The sequence below is a fragment of the Streptomyces sp. DSM 116793 genome (assembly GCF_057320905.1).
In genome coordinates, this window is sequence record NZ_CM170494.1 from 4,614,152 (window position 1) to 4,630,546 (window position 16,395).

The following is a 16,395-nucleotide window of genomic DNA, read 5'->3' on the forward strand; positions in this document are numbered from 1 at the left end:
GCGAGGCGGGCGGCCGGACGGCGGTTCAGGGCGTCGGGGCGGGCGTGGTCGGTGGGAGAGGTGGACTCCCAGGAACGCGACCCTCGGCAGTCGGGCCCACCGGACGCCCATGAACTCCCGGAAGGCGTCGTCCGACGACGCCGACGCTGTCATATCGACTCCATGCCGATGAGAGTCCATGGGGGCGCGAAAGGGTTGCCCGCCGGGCCCCGCCAGTTGTGGGGACCGTCAAGCCGGCGTGTCCGGACGGCCTTTTCGCGACGCCCCGCAGGGCGGCCGCTCCGATGCTCGGCTGTGGTGCGGACCGGCGGCAGAGCTGCCCGACGACAGCGCCAGTTCCGCGAACACCGTCTTTCCGACGATGCGGGGCGCGGTGCCCCAGCGGACGGCCAGGTGGTCGACGAGGAGGAGACCGCGGCCGAAGGTGTCCGCCGGGCCCGGCGGCTTGATCCGCACCGGGCGGTCGCCGCGCGGGTCGCTCACCTCGATGCGCAGGACGTCCTCGGTGAGGACGAGCCTGACCTGGAAGAGGCGGTCGTGCACGCAGCCGTGCAGGAGGGCGTTGGTGCCGAGCTCGCTCACGATGAGCGCGGTGGCCTCCGCGTGTGCGGGGTGGCCCCACTCGGTGACCAGGCGCTCCGCGCGCCGGCGGGCGAGGGTGACGCTGTGGGCGGTGGGGGTGTAGTTGTGCGCGTCCTCGCGGAGGACGGGGCCGGTGACGGCGGCCGGTGGCGGGGTCACGGGGATGTACGGGGGCTCGTTGTCCGGGTCCGGGTCGTTCCCCGTCTCGCCGGATTCGTCGATTCCCTCGTGAACTGTGGTCATGCCACCCCTCCTTGCACGCGTCTGCGGCGCCCGGCGCGGTGACCTCGTCCCGACGGTGCGGTGGCCTGCCGGGCACCCGTTTCGGGCAGCACGGTGCGCTTCCGCCCTACGGGGAGTGGTGTCACTGCGTGGGCTGTTGGGCACTCAACGTAGCGATATAATCCCGAGGGCAGCAAGAAGTCGGGCAGAAAATTCGCTGCCCCGGGTGAACGGTGGCGAGGGAGGAGTGCGGCGTGGCGGGGAACAATCCGGATCGAGGGCAGACGGTGTCCACAGTCCTCGGGCGGCGACTGGGAGGTGAACTGCTGCGCATGCGGGAGGCGTGCGGCCTGCGCCAGGGTGCTGCGGCCGAGGCGCTCACGGCGTCGGTGTCGAAGGTGGCGAAGATGGAGCGGGGGCTCGTGCCGATGCGGGACCCGGACATCCGCGCGTTGTGCCATCTGTACGGGCAACGTGACGAGGAATTCGTGCGCCGGTTGCTGGCGCTGGCGCGGACAGATCGGGAGCGTCGGCGGGCGCGCGGTTGGTGGGACGGGTCGCACCGGGACTCGCTCGCCGAGTACATCGCGTTGGAAGACGTTGCCCTCCGGCTCCGCGTCTGGCAGATGTCCCTTGTTCCGGGACTTTTCCAAACGGCGGAGTACGTCCGGGCCCTGGCGGTCGCCGACCTCTCCTGGGACGAGCTCGACCGGATCGAGCACATCGTGGACAGTCGCGCCAGACGGCAGGAGCGCCTGTACAGCGACAACCCACTGCACATGCACGCCATCGTCTGGGAAGCGGCTCTGCGGCAGCTGGTCGGCGGGCGCGAGGTCATGACTCGGCAGTTGGTCCACCTTCTCAAGGTGGCTCGGAGGGCGAACGTGACGCTTCAGGTGCTGCCCTATCGCGCGGGTGGTCACCCGTGCATCGGAGGGCCCTTCAACATCCTGTCCTTCGCTGAGGATGACGCCTTGGACGTCGTGCACATGGACGGCCTGCGCTCCACTGCGTGGGCCGAAGGCGCCGAGGAGAGTGCGCATTACGGAACGCTCTTCGCACGAATCGCCCAGGTGAGCCTGTCACCCTATGACTCGGAGCGGTACATCGAAGGTCTGGCGAAGGAAATGAGTGAGTGATGAACTTCTGCTTCACCAAGTCCAGCTACAGCGCCTTGAACGGCGAGTGCGTAGAAGTCGCCCGCAACATACGCGGTGTCATAGCCGTCCGTGACTCCAAGGCGCCGGACGGCGCCGTGCTGCGGGTGGGGCCGGAGGCGTGGGCCGCGTTCGTGCGGGGTGCCGCAACGGGAACAGCGCGGACACCCGCCCCGGGCTACCGCCCGGCCTGGGCCTGCTCCGTGTAGCCGTGCCAGTCGATGAAGACGCAGGGCTGGTCACCCACCACCCATGCGTCGTGCCCCGACGGGATGCTCAGGAAGTCGCCCTGGCCGAACTCCTGCTCCTGGCCGTCGTTCATGCGGACCCGCAGCCTGCCCTCGGCGAGGTAACCGAGGTGAGGGATCTCGCAGCTCTCCGTGCCCATGAGGGGTTTGACGTGCCTTGACCACTGCCAGCCCGGTTCGAGCGTGGCGCGCACCGCCGTCCGGGCACCGCATCTCAGTACCGGCCATAAGGAGTTTCCACAGGAACTATCGGCCACGTGCAAGCACCGTGGTGCGGTGCGCCGGAGGCGTGTGCCGCGTTCGTTCGGAGTGCGGAGGGAGCCGAGAGCGTCTGGCGAGGGGCCGCGACGGTTGAGGCGCCGACGGCGCATCAGCGACTTGCTCGTCACACAGCGTTGCGCCTGTGCGCCCTCTCGTGTTCCTCAGGGCACTGGTCATGCCCCTCGCACTGGCAGATGCTTGCCCCAGGGCGAGCCGATCGGCTTGCGCCGCATTGATGAGGGAGGGGTGAACACGTGGCGACTGAGGCTGCCCAGGCGCCGTGGGCGATGCGACTGGTGACCGACAGGCTGCCGGTCAGCCCGCCGGCGTACGCGTCCGTGGTACTGGACCAGGCCACACAGACCGCTCGCTACACGGACGCCGCCGGGCGGGTCGTGGAGATGGGCAAGCACGGTACCTCGAAGACCACCGGTACGGCGTCGTTGTCCGGCGGTGGGGACGGGCAGAGTCCTCAGCCACAGGCGCAGGACGACCACACGACCGACTACGAGTCGGACTGAACCGGTGCCCTCCACCGTCCTCGTCGTCACGGCTCTGGAAGACGTCACCGCAGACCGGGTCATCGGTGCGCTGAGCGAGCGCGCAGTACCCGTCGCACGTCTCGATCCGGCTGACGTCGGGTCCGACCTGACCTTCGGTTTCCGGATCGGGTCAGGCAGCCCGGCCTGGGGTGGACGGCTGAGTACGGCGAGCCGGAACGTGGAGCTGGAGGAGGTGGCGGCGGTCTACTACCGCCGCCCCACGCCCTACGCCACCCGGTTCGGACATCTGCCCCAGCAGCAGAGGGACTTCGCGGTCGCCGAGGCGAGGCATGGACTCGGGGGCGTGCTGACCAGTCTTCGCGGCGCGCGGTACGTCAACCACCCGGGAGCGGTGACCCACGCGGACTTCAAGCCCGCACAGCTCCAGCGGTTCAGCGAGCTGGGCCTTCAGATCCCGCCGACTCTGATCACCAACGACGTCGAGGCCGCGCGGAGTTTCGCCGCGGAACAGGGACACGTCATCTACAAGACGTTCCGTGGTCTGCCTCGATCGGAGGACGGTCACACCGGTGCGATCTGGACCCAGCGTGTGGACGCCGACGCCTTCGATGACACGTTGGCGGTGACCGCGCACTGGTTCCAGGCCGAGGTCCCGAAAACAGGGGACGCGCGGGTCACCGTGGTCGGCCACCGCGTGTTCGCCCAGCAGATCGCCACCCGGAACGGCACGCTGGACTGGCGCCGCGGCGACTGGAATCAACTGATCCACACCCCTGTGGCCGTTCCGGCCCGAGTGGCGGCGGCTCTCTACGCCTACCTGGAGTCCTTCGGGCTGGTCTTCGGGTGCTTCGACTTCGCGCTCACCGGCCCAGGGAAGAATCATGAGGACTGGTGGGCGATCGAGTGCAATCCCAACGGCCAGTGGGGGTGGCTCCCGGACGCGCCGGACATCGCCAAGGCGTTCGCCGACATTCTGAGCACGGAAGGATCCGGCGGGTCATGATCATGTCCGACGGCGGGGAGGGCGGTGCCCCGAGGTTGCGGGAAGCCATGGTGAAGGGACTCGTCGAGAAGGGACTGCTCGGAGATCCGGCCTGGCGGGCAGCGTTGGAGGCGGTGCCACGGCACCGGTTCGTGCCAGGGTTCTACCTGCCTGGTGACGGGCGCGACGAGCAGGGCATGACCGTGTGGGAGCCGGTCACCGCGGAGCTCGACCACGACCGGTGGCTGGCCGCCGCCTACTCGGACAGCACGCTGATCACGCAGTTCGACGGCGACGAACCCGACTGGAAGCAGCCGGCCGTCCGGCACGGCGGAGCCCCGACCTCCTCGTCCACACTGCCGTCGCTCGTCGTACGGATGTGGGCCGACGCCGATGTGCGGGAGGGGCATACGGTGCTGGAGATCGGCACGGGGACCGGCTACTCCACCGCGCTCGCCTGCGAACGCCTCGGCTCCACCCTCCTGACCTCGATCGAGGTGGACCCGCACCGGCTGGAGACGGCTGCGAACGCGTTGTACGGGTGCGGCTACTCCCCCACCCTCGCGGTGGCGGACGGACTGTACGGGTACTGGCCCGAGGCACCGTTCGACCGGGTCGTGGCCGCCTGCTCCTTCCGCGCCGTCCCGCCCGCCCTGCTCGCGCAGGTCCGGCCGGGCGGGAAGATCCTGCTCACCTTGTCGGGCTGGCTCTACGGCTATGCACGCGTCCTGCTGACGGTGGACGGGGACGGCTCCGCCGAGGGGCCGCTGCTTCCGGGCACCGTTTCCTTCATGTCCGCGCGCACCCACGCCGCACCGCCGTTCGGTAACCCCGCCCACTGGGCCGCCGGCCTGCCCGCGCGGGCTCGGGCAGCGCGGCACTCCCCGGAGCGGATCACGGCCGCGACCGAGGAGGCGTTCCACCTGCGGTTCCTCGCCCAGAGCGCCGTTCCGGACGCCCAGATGACGACCGTCGGCGAGGTGGTGCACCTGGTCGATGTCGTCACCGGCTCCGCCGCGAGCCTGACTCCCGTGGGCGGTGGATGGGAGGTGCGCGAGGGCAGCCCGGCGGACCCGGCGCGGCTGTGGGAGCGTATCGAGCATGTCCTGGATGCCTACGACGCCGCTGGAGCGCCGGGACCGGAGGCGTTCACGCTCCGGGTCGACGGCGGCGGACAGCATCTGAGGCATCCGCGGATGCCGGGCCTGGTCCTGCCTGGTGCCTGATCCCCGACCGGCGCAGCGGAGCCCCCACGTCCGGATGGTGGACGTGAAAAGTCATCCGTACACGTTGTATCTATGCTGTACGCATGCCATCCGCCGCCCCCACCACGACAACCACGCCCACGACCGCCACGGCCGCCACCCCCCGTACGCCCCGTGCTCCCCGTACCCGTCCGGACGCCTCGTCCGCCGGGAAGCAGCCGCCTGCCGCCGACCGGGTCTACGACCATGTGAAGCGTGGGGTGCTTGAGCGGCGGTACGAGGGTGGGACGCTGCTGACCGAGGGGGAGCTGGCCGAGGCGGTGGGGGTGTCGCGGACGCCCGTCAGGGAAGCGCTGCTGCGGCTCGAGGTCGAGGGGCTCATCAAGCTGTACCCGAAGAAGGGCGCCCTGGTCCTGCCGGTCTCCGCGCAGGAGATCGCGGACGTCGTCGAGACCCGGCAGCTCGTGGAGGCGCACGCCGCGCGCAAGGCGGTGCCCGCCCCGCCGCGGCTGATCGCCCGCCTGGAGGAGCTGCTCGAACAGCAGAAACGGCAGGCGGCGGCGGGCGACTTCGCCGAAGCGGCGGTCACCGACCGCTGCTTCCACGCCGAGATCGTGCGCAGCGGCGGGAACGAGATCCTCTCCCGGCTCTACGACCAGCTCCGCGACCGCCAGCTCAGAATGGGCGTCGCCGTGATGCACGCCCACCCGGACCGTATCGCCAAGACCCTCACGGAGCACGAGGAGATGCTGACCGCGCTCCGCTCCGGCGACGCGGACGCCGCCGTGGCGCTGGTGCACCGGCACGTCAACTGGTTCTCGAACCTCGCCCGGGGCGAGGAGCGATGAGCGCCGCCTCCTCCGGTTCCGCCTCCTCGTCGGGTTCCTCCTCCGGTTCCTCGTCCGGGCCCTCGTCCGGTTCTTCCTCGGGTTCCTCCTCGTCCTCCCCTCCGCCGTCCTCCGGCCCGTCCGGTGGCATAGCCCTGCCCGGCGATCCGCCGGGTGGGCGGCGGGCCGTGCTGGTGTGGTCGATCGGCGTCGCCGTCTACTTCGTCGCCGTCACCTTCCGCACCTCGCTCGGCGTCGCGGGCCTGGACGCCGCCGCCCGCTTCCACGTCAGCGCCTCGGCGCTGTCCACGTTCTCGATCCTCCAACTGCTCGTCTACGCCGGCATGCAGATCCCGGTGGGCCTGCTCGTCGACCGGCTCGGCACCAAGAGGGTGCTGGGCCTCGGCGCCGTGCTGTTCACCGCCGGGCAGCTCGCCTTCGCGCTCTCGCCCTCCTACGGGATGGCGCTGGCCGCGCGGGCGCTGCTGGGCTGCGGGGACGCGATGACGTTCATCAGCGTGCTGCGGCTCGGCACCCGCTGGTTCCCGGCCCGCCGCGGGCCGCTGATCGCGCAGCTCGCGGGCCTGGTCGGGATGGCGGGCAACCTCATCTCCACGCTGGTGCTGGCCCGGCTGCTGCACTCCCTCGGCTGGACCGCCGCGTTCGCGGGCAGCTCGCTCGCCGGCGTGGTCGTCCTCGTCCTGCTGGTGCTCTTCCTCAAGGACCACCCGGACGGGTACGAGCCCGCGCACGCGCCGCACCGGGGCGCCGCCTATGTGCGCCGGCAGATCGTGGCGGCCTGGCGGGAGCCGGGCACCCGGCTGGGCATGTGGGTGCACTTCACCACGCAGTTCCCGGCGATGTTCTTCCTGCTGCTGTGGGGGCTGCCGTTCCTGGTGCAGGCCCAGGGCCTGTCCGCGGCGGGCGCGGGCGACCTGCTCACGCTGGTCGTCGTCTCCAACATGGTGGTCGGCCTCGTCTACGGGCAGGTCGTCGCCCGGCACCACGCGGCCCGGCTGCCCCTCGCGCTCGGCACGGTCGGCGCGACGGCCGTGATGTGGGGTGCCACGCTGGGCTACCCGGGGGAGCGGGTGCCGATGGTGGTGCTGGTGGTGCTCTGCACGGTGCTGGGCGCGTGCGGGCCCGCGTCCATGCTCGGCTTCGACTTCGCCCGCCCCGCCAACCCGCCCGAGCGGCAGGGCACCGCCTCCGGCATCGTCAACATGGGCGGCTTCACCGCCTCCATGACGACCCTGCTCGCCGTCGGCGTGCTGCTGGACGCCACCGGCGACGACTACCGCCTCGCGTTCTCCGTGATCTTCGTCCTGGAGGCGCTGGGCATCACCCAGATCCTCCGGCTGCGCGGCCGGGTGGCCCGGATCGAGCGGGAACGGCTGGTGGTCAGCCGGGTGGAGACCTGGCGCAAGCCCGTGCACCGGTAGCCGAGCCGCAGGCCCCGCCAGCCGAGTCGCAGGCTCCGCCAGCCGAGCCGCCGGCACCCGCCGCTCAGAGCGTCACGGCGAAGTTCGACAGGATCGAGTCCGCCATCTCCTGATCGCCCTCCGCCTTGACACGTCCCTCGGCCGCCTCGGCCGTCACGCGCCCGCACGCCAGCCGTACGTACGTCTCCCAGTCCATGCTGAACGTGACCAGCGGGCCGAGCGACGGGGCGCCGTCGACCGTGCCCCGGCCCTCGGCGTCGACGCGGACGGTGCGCAGGAACTCCACGGGGCCGTGCACGTCGAAGACGAACGCCGAGTTCGCCGGGGCCTTGGCCCGCTTGGCGACCACCTCGGGGAGCAGGTCCAGCAGGACGTCCCGGGTGACGTGGGCGCCGGGGGAGTCGAGGTTGCCGGGCTCGTCGAGGGCGGCGCGCAGGTCCTGCTCGTGCACCCAGATGTCGAACGCCCGCCGCCGCATGGCGCTCTCCAGCGTCTCCTCCGTGCTCATCGGGCCGCGCACGATGTGGTCGGGTCCCCGGGACTCGTTCCTGAGCTGCCGCTGGCGGCGGATGATGGTGTACTCCAACTCCGCCGTCATCTCCGGCGCGGTGTGGTGCCGGCGCACGTCGACCTGCATCTCCATGTACCGCTGGTGGTCCGTCTTCACATGGAAGAGGTCGCGCGGCAGCGTGTGGATGGGCCGCGGGTCGCCCAGCATCTCGCAGTCGAGCCCTATGACGTGCGAGACGATGTCCCGCACCGACCAGCCCGGGCAGGGCGTGGCCTTGCTCCACTCCCCCTCCACGAGCGGCTGCACCAGCTCGGCGATCGACTCCACGGAGTGGGTCCAGGCGTCGGCATAGGTCTGAAGGCTGGGATGGAGACTCACGAGACCCCTCGGGCGGTTGTTGCGTACGGCTGAGTGACGGGAGTGCTGGTCGGGTACGGGACTTGACGTGCGTGACTGCGGTGGCGTCCGGGCAGGGCTGGCGAGGGCCGGGGATCCGGGGGATCCCCCTGATCCCCCGGAAAGGCACAGTACGCTGCCCGGTGGTGCACCGGCAGTCCTTTCGTGACGATGGTAGGCCGGTATGGACGGCTCGAAAGCCAGGACGGTGGTAGTGTGCGCGCCTCTCTGATCCAGATCGCCGTGACCGACGACGAACCAGTCGAAACCCGGCGGCAGCGCGCCGCGTCCCTGGTCGCGGACGCCGCCCGCGAGTCGGGCGCGGAACTGGTCGTGCTCCCCGAGCTGTGGACGGTCGGCGCTTTCGCGTACGAGGCCTTCGCGACCGGCGCGGAGCCGCTGCGCGGACCGACGTACGAGATCATGGCCAAGGCGGCGAGCGACGCGGGCGTGTGGCTGCACGCCGGGTCCATCCCGGAGCGGAGCCCGGCCGGCGGGGGAGGCCAGGGCGGCCAGGGTGCGCAGGGTGCCCGGAGTGCCCAGGGGGACGGCGGGGACGCCCCCGGCGACGGCGGGGGCACCGTCTACAACACCTCCCTCGTCTTCTCCCCCGACGGCGAACTCGCCGCGTCCTACCGCAAGATCCACCGCTTCGGCTTCGACAAGGGCGAGGCGGTGCTGATGGGCGCCGGGTCCGAGCTGGTCACGGTCCGCCTGCCGGAGACCACCGTGGGCGTCGCCACCTGCTACGACCTGCGGTTCCCCGAGATGTTCCGGGGGCTGGTGGACGACGGCGCCGAGGTCCTGGTGATCCCCGCGGGCTGGCCCGAGCGGCGCCGTGCGCACTGGACCCTGCTCGCCCGCGCCCGCGCCGTGGAGAACCAGTCGTACGTCCTGGCCTGCGGCAGCGCCGGCACCCACGCCGGCATCGCGCAGGCCGGGCACAGCATCGCGGTCGACCCCTGGGGCGAGGTGCTGGGCGAGGCGGGCCCCGGCGAGGAGATCCTGACGGTCGACCTCGACGTGGCGAAGGTGGGCAGCACCCGGGAGCGCTTCCCGGTGCTCAAGGACCGGGTCCTCGGGGTCACGGCACCGCGCCGCTGAGCCGCCCTTCCGCGCCGGGCCCGGCGGGCCGACCGGATCGTCGGCCGACCGGGGCCCGGCGGTCCGGGCCGCCCTGCCCCGCCCCGGCCGCCCCTAATCCGGGTGCGCCCCGCCCCCGTCGCTCAGTACGGTCGCCGCCATGACGACGGAACCCGTGCCGGACTGGCTCCGCATCAACCGCGACAACTGGGACGACCGGGTGCGGGTGCACGCCGCGAGCGCGTTCTACGACCTGCCCGGCTTCCGCGCGGGCCGCAGCACGCTGCCCGCCCGCGACGTGACCGAGGTCGGCGACGTCACCGGGCTGCGGCTGCTGCACCTGCAGTGCCACATGGGCCAGGACACCCTGTCCTGGGCGCGCCGCGGCGCCGCCGTCACCGGCCTCGACTTCTCACCGGCCGCGATCCGCACCGCCCGCCGTCTCGCCGCGGAGACCGGCCTCGCGGACCGCGCCCGGTTCGTCGAGTCCGACGTGTACCGGGCGCGGGAGGCGCTGGCCGGTGAGCGCTTCGACGTCGTCTACACCGGCGCCGGCGCGCTCCTCTGGCTGCCGGACCTGGCCCGGTGGGCCGGGACCGTGGCGTCGCTGCTGGCGCCCGGCGGCTTCCTGTACCTCGCGGAGTTCCACCCGGTGACGGACGTGCTGGACGACGACGGGGCCACGGTGGCGTACGACTACTTCACGGGCGGCGAGCAGCGCTACGTCAGTCAGCACACGTACACGGACGGACCGCCGCTCACCAGCGGCCTGCACGTCGAGTGGCAGCACACGCTCGGCGAGGTGGTCACGGCGATTGCCGCGGCCGGCCTGCGGATCGAGTTCCTGCGCGAGCACCCGGCGACGCTCTTCGGGCGGTACCCGGTGCTGGAGCGCGGCGAGGACGGCTACACGTTCCCGGCCGGCCGGCCCCGGGTGCCGCTGATGTACTCGCTGCGGGCGGGACGGCCACACCGGTGACCGTCCCGCCCGTCGCGAGGGCGTTCGGTACTGCCGGGTGTCGAGCACGCTGACCTGCATGAGGTCGCCGAAGTCGAACCGCCGGTACAGCTGGGCGTCGGGCCCGGCGGGCAGCTGCGCCGTCCGCAGCGGCATGTGCTCCCAGTAGGCCCGGTAGGCGTTGGCGCGCTGCACGAGGAAGTCGTCGACCGGGATGGTCCCCTTGACGTCGCCGGCGTAGTTGTCCACGACCTCGTGGTCGTCCCAGGTGGCGATCCAGGGCAGGGCCGCGTGTCCGGCCTGCAGGTCGGGGTCGGACTTGTACAGGGAGTAGAACAGCCGGTACTGGTCGAGGGTGGTGGGCGAGGTCTGGAAGACGTCCGGCACGTTGGCCGAGGTGCCGAAACGGTCCCCGGCCACCGTGTTCACGGCGTTCTCGTAGATGTAGTCGCCGAGGAAGAACAGGACGTCCAGATCCTCCTCGACCAGGTGCCGGTAGGCGGTGTAGTAGCCGTCCAGGTAGGCCTGGCACGAGGCGATGCCGAACCGCAGCGCGGACGGGCGCGCCGAGAGGTCCGGCGTGGTCCTCGTCCGCCCCGTCGGGCTGATGTGGGAGCCCGTGCGGAAGCGGTAGAAGTACACGCGGCCCGGCTCCAGGCCGCGCGCGTCCACGTGCACCGCGTGGCGGTACTCGGGACGGGCGGTCGCCGAGCCGGTCCGGACGACCCGCGTGAACGTCTCGTCCGTCGCCACCTGCCAGGTGACCTCGACGTTCTTGTCCGGCATCCCGCCCATCGGGTCGAAGATCTCCGGCGCGAGGCGGGTCCACAGCATGACGGCCGTCGGGAGGGGATCGCCCGAGGCGACACCGAGCGTGAACGGGTCCGAACGCAGCTGCTGCGTGTCCGCGTAGGCCTTGTCCCTGCTCGGGAGGTCCGTGCCGAACGCGAGCGCCATCGCCGCGCCGCCGGCGGTCAGGAATCTGCGTCTCGTATGTGCTGCGGCCAGCCGAAGCCGGGCCTCCTGCGCAGCGTTCGCCATCTGGGCATCCTTCGGTATGGATCAGCAAGAGCAGGACAGAGCTGACCGCCGTCAGACAGCGGAGGGGTGGTGGCGGGCTGGCCGGCCGGGGGCCGGTGCGTGAACCGCTGCCCGAGGAACGATCTGTGGTTCGCGGCTTCGGGAACGCCGGTGTGGTTCGCGGCTTCGGGACGGCCGTGTGGTTCGCGGCTTCGGGATCGCCTGTCCGGTTCGCCGCTTCGGGGGCGCCCGTGTGGTCTCCCCGCCTCCGGAACGCCGTGTGGCTTCCCGGCCGCCCCCAGGGCGCTACGGCTGGCCCGTCGGGGTGACGCCGTCCCGGGCCGGCCGGCGCCGGCGGTCCCGCACGGGAAGGGGGCGATACCGTGGTGGCGGTGTCCTTGTGACCGGCCCGTGAGCGCCGGTCCTGGTGCGCTCGGCGTCGAGCGTGGCCGGCCGGTGGCCGCGCGTACGCCGGTCGGTGCGGGTCTGGAGGGTGCGATGACGCAGGTTCGCGAGGACCGTGCGGCCCTGTTCGGCAACCTGGCGAGCAGGCGGACGCAGGCGGCGTTCTTCGCCCGGGTCGCGGACGACGTGGACTGGACGGTGCAGGGCACGCATCCGCTGGCGGGCCGTTACCGCGGCAAGCAGGCGTTCATCGAAGCCACCTTTGAACGGCTGGCCGGTGTCCTGCCGGAGGGCGCGGGGCTGAGGGTCGAGCACCTGTACGTCGACGGGGACACCACGATCGCCGAGCTGGTCGCCGACTCGCGCACCAACGCGGGGGACCGGTTCGACAACCGCTACTGCTGGGTGTGCCGGTTCGACGGCGACATGATCGTGGAAGTGCGGGCGTACCTCGACTCGATGATGGTGGCCTACACGATCCTGCACAACGAACAGCGGCCTGCCTGACCGGCGCACAGCCGCCGACGGTGGTCCGGGCCGGGCCCGGCGCGGTCGTGCCCGCGCGGCGGACGGGAGTTCGACGACACGGCCGACGGGAGTTCGACGACACGGCCTGGTCGAGGCCTAGTCGCCCCTGTGCTCCTTCTCCGCCAGGTGGATCACGCACACCGTGACGGCGATCAGCAGCGCCGGGTCGGCGTCGTCGCGGACGATCTCCACGCCGTAGGTCTCCCGGATCCGCAGCCAGCGGCGCGAGACGTGGGCGAGCATGGCGCCGTCGTACTCGATCACGAACTCGCGGTCCAGGATCCTGCCGCTGACGTCCAGCTCGGAGCCGTCCGTGAGCTCCACGCGGTAGTGGTGGCGGAGCAGGGAGAGCCGCTTGCGCCGGACCGTGGCGAGCGTCCGGCCGTCCCCCTCGACGACCATGGTGTCGCGCAGCGCGAACATCTTCTTCCTGATGACGACCAGTACGTTCCCCTGCCGGTCCTTCAGCTCGAAGGTGTCCCGCAGGCGCAGCGCCTTGCCGTCGACGAGGAAGACCTTGGCGCCGTGCTCGTCCTCGATCCAGTAGTCCTCGCCGATGCCGAGGATCCGGTCTCGCACCTGGAACTTCATACTGCTACCCGTTCCCCAGTCGCCGGTCCGAAACGCCGCCGGTAGGCCGACGGGCTGAGCCCGGTCTCGCGGCGCAGCCGGGCCCGCAGGTTGGCCGCCGTGCCGAGGCCGCTCAGCCGGGCCACCACGTCCAGCCGTTCCTCGCCGCGCTCGATTAGCCGGCAGGCGTACCGGACGCGCTCGCCGGTCAGCCAGGCCAGCGGGGTGGTGCCGAGCTGGGCGCGGAAGCGGCGGTGCAGGGTGGCGGTGCTGACGGCGGCGTGCCCGGCGAGGCCCGCCACGGTCAGCGGCTCGCCGAGGTGCTCCTGGGCCCAGGCCAGCAGCGGGGCGAGGGACTCGTCCGCCGTCTCGGGCATCGGCCGCTCCACGAACTGCCGCTGGCCGCCGTCCCGGTGTGCCGCGAACACCAGCCGCCTGCTCACCGCGTTCGCGATCTCGGCGCCGTGGTCGCGGCGCACCAGGTGCAGCCCCAGGTCGAGCGCCGCCGCGCTGCCGGACGCGGTGAGGATGTCGCCGTCGTCGACGAAGAGGACGTCGGGTTCGAGACGCACCCGGGGGAAGCGGGCCCGGAAGGAGTCCGCCCACATCCAGTGGCAGGCGGCCCGGCGCCCGTCCAGCAGGCCCGCCTCGGCGAGCGTGAACGCACCGCTGCAGAACCCGACGAGCCGAGCCCCGCGGGCGTGCGCGCGGCGGATCGCGGCCAGGACGTCCGGGGTGCGGGGGGTGTCGGTGTCGGGGCGGTTCGGCACGATCAGGGTGTCGGCCTCCTCGGCCGCCGCAAGCTCCTCGACACCGGTGAGCGCGAAGAAGCCGTCCCGCATCCGGGTGACGGGCTCGGGCGCGCAGAGCCGGAAGTCGTACAGCCGGCGGCCCAGCTCCGGCCTGCGCAGGCCGAAGACCTCCGTGGCGCAGCCCAGCTCGAAGGGGTTGGAGTTGTCGTCGACGATCACGACGACCCGGTGGGGTGCGGGGGCGTCGGCGGTGCGGCGGCCCGGGACCACGGGGGTGGGGCGGCCCGGGACCACGGGGGTGGGGCGGACCTGGACCACGGGGGTGGGGTGCTTCCGGGCTCCGGCGGTGCGGTGGGGACCGCCGTCGGCGCCGGCCGGGGCCGGGGCCCCGGGCTCGGCGGCGTCCCGGAGGAGTCCCGCGGCCGCCCCCGGCCACCTGTGCGAGAAATCTTGCGCCATATGCGATTTCTAGCACTCGCCACCGGGCGCGGTCACGGCGGACGATGAGGCGCATGAGCACCGAACCCGAGCAGCGGGGCGCCGCCCCCGCCGCGCCCTCACCCGCCGGGGCCACCGGCCCCATCTCCCTCGCCGCCGCCCTGGCCACCTTCGACGACCTCTGGAGCCCGAGGATCGTCACCCGCGTCAACGACTACGACGTCCGGATCGCCAAGGTCGCCGGCGAGCACGTGTGGCACGTGCACGACTCCACGGACGAGTTCTTCCTCGTCCTGGACGGAGAGCTGACCATCGCCCTGCGCGAGAAGTCCGGCGACCGCACCGTCACCCTCTCCAAGGGCGCCGTCTTCACCGTCCCGCGCGGCACGGAGCACAAGCCCATCGCCCCCACCGGCGCCTCGATCCTCCTCCTCGAACCCACCGGGACCTTGACGGTCGGCGACCGCCACGACCCCGTCCCCGCCCATGTGGACGCCACGACGGGCCATGCCCTCGACTAAAGCTCGAGAACACCGCTGCATCCCTGTGAACATATGTTCCATCCATCACTCGATCGGGTAATCGGTTCATTCCGTTCCGTCTAGGCGGTCATGCTCGGAGCGTGTGCGCGGCGGGCGGGCCCGCGCACCGCTTCAGGGAAAACGATTCCCTGGGACATGGGCCCGGGGTGGGGGGATGGCCATGACGCACACGACGGAAAGCGGCCCGGGCCTCGACAGACAGGCCGTGCTGGTCGCCGCCGGGCTGGCCGATCTGGCCGTGCGCGCGGCCGGCTCGGCGGTCGGCTCGGCCGTGGGTGCGCTCCGCGGCCTGCTGCGCCGCTCGGACCTGGCCGACCTGGCCCGCGACGCGGAGCAGGACCTTGAGGCGCGCGGCCGCCTCGCGCTGGACCGCTGCGCGAGCGCGGGCCGCACGAGCATGCCGCCCGCCCACCTGGAAGTGCTCGCCCGGCACAAGCTGCGGCAGGCGGGGCAGACGCAGGAGACACCGCAGGCGGGGCGGGCGGGGTCGGCGGGGTGGACGCCGGGGGCATCGCAGGGCCCGACGACGCGGCAGCCCCCCGTCAGGCGGCAGCCCTCCGACACACCGCAACCCCCGGAGGCACCGCAGGCCGGTTCCGATGCCGGTTCCGAGGCCGATTCCGGATCCGATGACTGACGGGTGGGATCCGGCCGCCTTCAGAACCCGGGTCGACGCCGTCCTGCGGGACTTCCTGGCCGACGAGGCCGACCAGCTCGTCGCCGTCGACGACGACCTCGCGCCGGTGGCCGAGCGTCTGCGGCACTCCGCCGTCCACGGCAAGCGGCTGCGGGCGAGCTTCTGCTACTGGGGATGGCGGGCGGCCGGCCAGCCCGACAGCGACGCCGTGGTGCGGGCGGCGACCGCCATGGAGCTGGTGCACGCCGCGGCGATCGTCCACGACGACCTCATCGACGACAGCCCGCTGCGCCACGGGCTGCCCACCGCGCACATCGCCCTCGAGACGGCCCTGAGCGGACGGCCGGGCGCCCGCGCCGCCGCCAGGTCCCTGGCGATGCTGCTGGGCGACCACCTGATGGCCCTCGCGGGGCACCTGTTCGCCACCAGCGGCCTGCCCGCCGCCTACCTGGCCCGTGCCCGGCACCTGTGGGCCGCCCTCGCCCGCGACCTGGTCGCCGGCGAGTGCCTGGAGATCCTCCGAACCGGCGGCCCCCCGGACACCGCCGCGTCCTTGCAGGTGATCCGCTACAAGACCGCCAAGTACACCGTGGAGCAGCCCCTGCTCATGGGCGGCCTGCTCGGCGGCGCCGCGCCCGACCTGCGGGAGTGCCTCTCCGCCTACGGGCTGCCGCTGGGCGAGGCCTTCCAGCTCCGGGACGACCTGCTCGGCCTGTTCGGCAGCCCGGAACGTACCGGCAAGGCCGCGCTGGACGACCTGACCGCCCACCGGCCCACCGCGCTGCTCGCGGAGGCCTGGCGGACCGCCGACGCCGCGCAGCGCGAGCAGCTCCGCCGCGTGCTGGGCCGCGGCGACCTGGACGACACCGACCTGTACCGCGTCCGCGACCTGATGCTCCGGCTGAGGGCGCCGGAGCGGGTCGAGCGGATGATCCGCGATCGGGTGGAGCAGGCCACGCGCGCCCTGGACGCCGTCGCCGTGCCCGCGCAGGCACGGCGGGTCCTGACGGACCTCGCGCGCCGGGCCACCGACCGCACCCACTGACCCGCCCCCCGCCCCCTCCCCCCGAGCGGAGCCCCGACCACGACCGAAGCCGCCCCCGACCGGATCCCCAGCCCCCGGCCG

17 protein-coding genes and 2 pseudogenes are annotated in these 16,395 nt (G+C 72.4%); 13 read left to right on the forward strand and 6 right to left on the reverse strand.

Annotated elements, in window-relative coordinates:
- Positions 1–228: 228 nt before the first annotated feature.
- The gene (locus ACSMXW_RS17865) at positions 229–825 is read right to left on the reverse strand and encodes an ATP-binding protein (RefSeq protein WP_485807694.1); all 597 of its coding nucleotides are present in this window, start codon (positions 823–825) and stop codon (positions 229–231) included.
- A 233-nt stretch (positions 826–1,058) separates the two neighbouring features.
- On the opposite strand from ACSMXW_RS17865, the gene ACSMXW_RS17870 reads away from it, so the two are divergent.
- Together ACSMXW_RS17870 and ACSMXW_RS17875 are read left to right on the forward strand one after the other, a co-directional pair.
- Positions 1,059–1,943 carry a helix-turn-helix domain-containing protein gene (locus ACSMXW_RS17870; protein ID WP_485807696.1) on the forward strand — a complete coding sequence of 295 codons (885 nt, stop codon included), beginning with the start codon at positions 1,059–1,061 and terminating at the stop codon, positions 1,941–1,943.
- Complete coding sequence (locus ACSMXW_RS17875; RefSeq protein ID WP_485807698.1) at positions 1,943–2,170, forward strand: DUF397 domain-containing protein; 228 nt, start codon at positions 1,943–1,945, stop codon at positions 2,168–2,170. Before ACSMXW_RS17870 ends, ACSMXW_RS17875 begins: the two co-directional genes overlap by 1 nt.
- Here ACSMXW_RS17875 and ACSMXW_RS17880 read toward each other — a convergent pair.
- A complete protein-coding gene (locus ACSMXW_RS17880; RefSeq protein ID WP_485807700.1) occupies positions 2,140–2,403 on the reverse strand; it encodes a cupin domain-containing protein in 264 nt (87 codons plus the stop codon). The genes ACSMXW_RS17875 and ACSMXW_RS17880 overlap by 31 nt on opposite strands.
- Before the next feature lie 354 nt (positions 2,404–2,757).
- Here ACSMXW_RS17880 and ACSMXW_RS17885 point away from each other — a divergent pair, with 354 nt between their 5' ends.
- The 5 genes from ACSMXW_RS17885 (at position 2,758) to ACSMXW_RS17905 (ending at position 7,429) form a co-directional block, all read left to right on the forward strand.
- Entirely contained in the window at positions 2,758–2,991 is a 234-nt protein-coding gene (locus tag ACSMXW_RS17885; protein WP_485808122.1) for a putative ATP-grasp-modified RiPP, read from the forward strand.
- Positions 2,992–2,995: 4 nt separating this feature from the next.
- On the forward strand, positions 2,996–3,976 hold the full coding sequence (gene tgmB / locus ACSMXW_RS17890) for an ATP-grasp ribosomal peptide maturase (protein WP_485807702.1): 981 nt from the start codon (positions 2,996–2,998) through the stop codon (positions 3,974–3,976).
- Positions 3,973–5,181 (forward strand): ATP-grasp peptide maturase system methyltransferase, encoded by a 1,209-nt coding sequence (gene tgmC / locus ACSMXW_RS17895; RefSeq protein WP_485807704.1) that lies wholly within the window; start codon positions 3,973–3,975, stop codon positions 5,179–5,181. The genes tgmB and tgmC overlap by 4 nt, the downstream gene beginning before the upstream one ends.
- Before the next feature lie 83 nt (positions 5,182–5,264).
- Positions 5,265–6,008, forward strand: coding sequence for a GntR family transcriptional regulator (locus ACSMXW_RS17900; RefSeq protein ID WP_485807705.1), 744 nt, complete (start codon positions 5,265–5,267; stop codon positions 6,006–6,008).
- Positions 6,005–7,429 (forward strand): MFS transporter, encoded by a 1,425-nt coding sequence (locus ACSMXW_RS17905; protein WP_485807707.1) that lies wholly within the window; start codon positions 6,005–6,007, stop codon positions 7,427–7,429. Before ACSMXW_RS17900 ends, ACSMXW_RS17905 begins: the two co-directional genes overlap by 4 nt.
- Positions 7,430–7,493: 64 nt before the next feature.
- On the opposite strand, the gene ACSMXW_RS17910 is transcribed toward ACSMXW_RS17905, so the two are convergent.
- Positions 7,494–8,318, reverse strand: a complete 825-nt coding sequence (locus tag ACSMXW_RS17910; RefSeq protein ID WP_485807709.1) for a maleylpyruvate isomerase family mycothiol-dependent enzyme — start codon at positions 8,316–8,318, stop codon at positions 7,494–7,496.
- Positions 8,319–8,552: 234 nt separating this feature from the next.
- Here ACSMXW_RS17910 and ACSMXW_RS17915 point away from each other — a divergent pair, with 234 nt between their 5' ends.
- Together ACSMXW_RS17915 and ACSMXW_RS17920 are read left to right on the forward strand one after the other, a co-directional pair.
- Entirely contained in the window at positions 8,553–9,440 is an 888-nt protein-coding gene (locus ACSMXW_RS17915; RefSeq protein WP_485807711.1) for a carbon-nitrogen family hydrolase, read from the forward strand.
- Between the two features lie 139 nt (positions 9,441–9,579).
- Entirely contained in the window at positions 9,580–10,398 is an 819-nt protein-coding gene (locus tag ACSMXW_RS17920) for a class I SAM-dependent methyltransferase (protein WP_485808124.1), read from the forward strand.
- A gap of 21 nt (positions 10,399–10,419) precedes the next feature.
- On the opposite strand, the pseudogene ACSMXW_RS17925 reads toward ACSMXW_RS17920, so the two are convergent.
- A pseudogene (locus ACSMXW_RS17925) lies at positions 10,420–11,418 on the reverse strand (alkaline phosphatase D family protein); the annotation flags it as partial.
- Positions 11,419–11,895: 477 nt separating this feature from the next.
- On the opposite strand from ACSMXW_RS17925, the gene ACSMXW_RS17930 reads away from it, so the two are divergent.
- The gene (locus tag ACSMXW_RS17930; RefSeq protein WP_485807712.1) at positions 11,896–12,309 is read left to right on the forward strand and encodes a nuclear transport factor 2 family protein; all 414 of its coding nucleotides are present in this window, start codon (positions 11,896–11,898) and stop codon (positions 12,307–12,309) included.
- Between the two features lie 117 nt (positions 12,310–12,426).
- Here the strand turns inward: ACSMXW_RS17930 and ACSMXW_RS17935 are convergent, their stop codons facing one another.
- Both ACSMXW_RS17935 and ACSMXW_RS17940 read right to left on the reverse strand, forming a co-directional pair.
- Entirely contained in the window at positions 12,427–12,921 is a 495-nt protein-coding gene (locus ACSMXW_RS17935; RefSeq protein ID WP_485807714.1) for an LURP-one-related/scramblase family protein, read from the reverse strand.
- Entirely contained in the window at positions 12,918–14,111 is a 1,194-nt protein-coding gene (locus tag ACSMXW_RS17940) for a GlxA family transcriptional regulator (protein WP_485807716.1), read from the reverse strand. Before ACSMXW_RS17940 ends, ACSMXW_RS17935 begins: the two co-directional genes overlap by 4 nt.
- A gap of 53 nt (positions 14,112–14,164) precedes the next feature.
- Here ACSMXW_RS17940 and ACSMXW_RS17945 point away from each other — a divergent pair, with 53 nt between their 5' ends.
- From ACSMXW_RS17945 to ACSMXW_RS17955, 3 genes and pseudogenes are all read left to right on the forward strand, one after another.
- Complete coding sequence (locus ACSMXW_RS17945; RefSeq protein WP_485807717.1) at positions 14,165–14,611, forward strand: cupin domain-containing protein; 447 nt, start codon at positions 14,165–14,167, stop codon at positions 14,609–14,611.
- A 181-nt stretch (positions 14,612–14,792) separates the two neighbouring features.
- Positions 14,793–15,071: pseudogene (locus tag ACSMXW_RS17950) on the forward strand (polyprenyl synthetase); the annotation flags it as partial.
- Between the two features lie 190 nt (positions 15,072–15,261).
- Complete coding sequence (locus ACSMXW_RS17955) at positions 15,262–16,314, forward strand: polyprenyl synthetase family protein (RefSeq protein ID WP_485807718.1); 1,053 nt, start codon at positions 15,262–15,264, stop codon at positions 16,312–16,314.
- Positions 16,315–16,395: the final 81 nt, after the last annotated feature.

Coding starts and splice junctions, on each gene's coding strand:
- ACSMXW_RS17865 (WP_485807694.1), bottom strand. CDS start 825: ATGACCACAGTTCACGAGGGAATCGACGAATCCGGCGAGACGGGGAAC.
- ACSMXW_RS17875 (WP_485807698.1), top strand. CDS start 1,943: ATGAACTTCTGCTTCACCAAGTCCAGCTACAGCGCCTTGAACGGCGAG.
- ACSMXW_RS17885 (WP_485808122.1), top strand. CDS start 2,758: ATGCGACTGGTGACCGACAGGCTGCCGGTCAGCCCGCCGGCGTACGCG.
- tgmC (WP_485807704.1), top strand. CDS start 3,973: ATGATCATGTCCGACGGCGGGGAGGGCGGTGCCCCGAGGTTGCGGGAA.
- ACSMXW_RS17900 (WP_485807705.1), top strand. CDS start 5,265: ATGCCATCCGCCGCCCCCACCACGACAACCACGCCCACGACCGCCACG.
- ACSMXW_RS17905 (WP_485807707.1), top strand. CDS start 6,005: ATGAGCGCCGCCTCCTCCGGTTCCGCCTCCTCGTCGGGTTCCTCCTCC.
- ACSMXW_RS17920 (WP_485808124.1), top strand. CDS start 9,580: ATGACGACGGAACCCGTGCCGGACTGGCTCCGCATCAACCGCGACAAC.
- ACSMXW_RS17930 (WP_485807712.1), top strand. CDS start 11,896: ATGACGCAGGTTCGCGAGGACCGTGCGGCCCTGTTCGGCAACCTGGCG.
- ACSMXW_RS17935 (WP_485807714.1), bottom strand. CDS start 12,921: ATGAAGTTCCAGGTGCGAGACCGGATCCTCGGCATCGGCGAGGACTAC.
- ACSMXW_RS17940 (WP_485807716.1), bottom strand. CDS start 14,111: ATGGCGCAAGATTTCTCGCACAGGTGGCCGGGGGCGGCCGCGGGACTC.
- ACSMXW_RS17945 (WP_485807717.1), top strand. CDS start 14,165: ATGAGCACCGAACCCGAGCAGCGGGGCGCCGCCCCCGCCGCGCCCTCA.
- ACSMXW_RS17955 (WP_485807718.1), top strand. CDS start 15,262: ATGACTGACGGGTGGGATCCGGCCGCCTTCAGAACCCGGGTCGACGCC.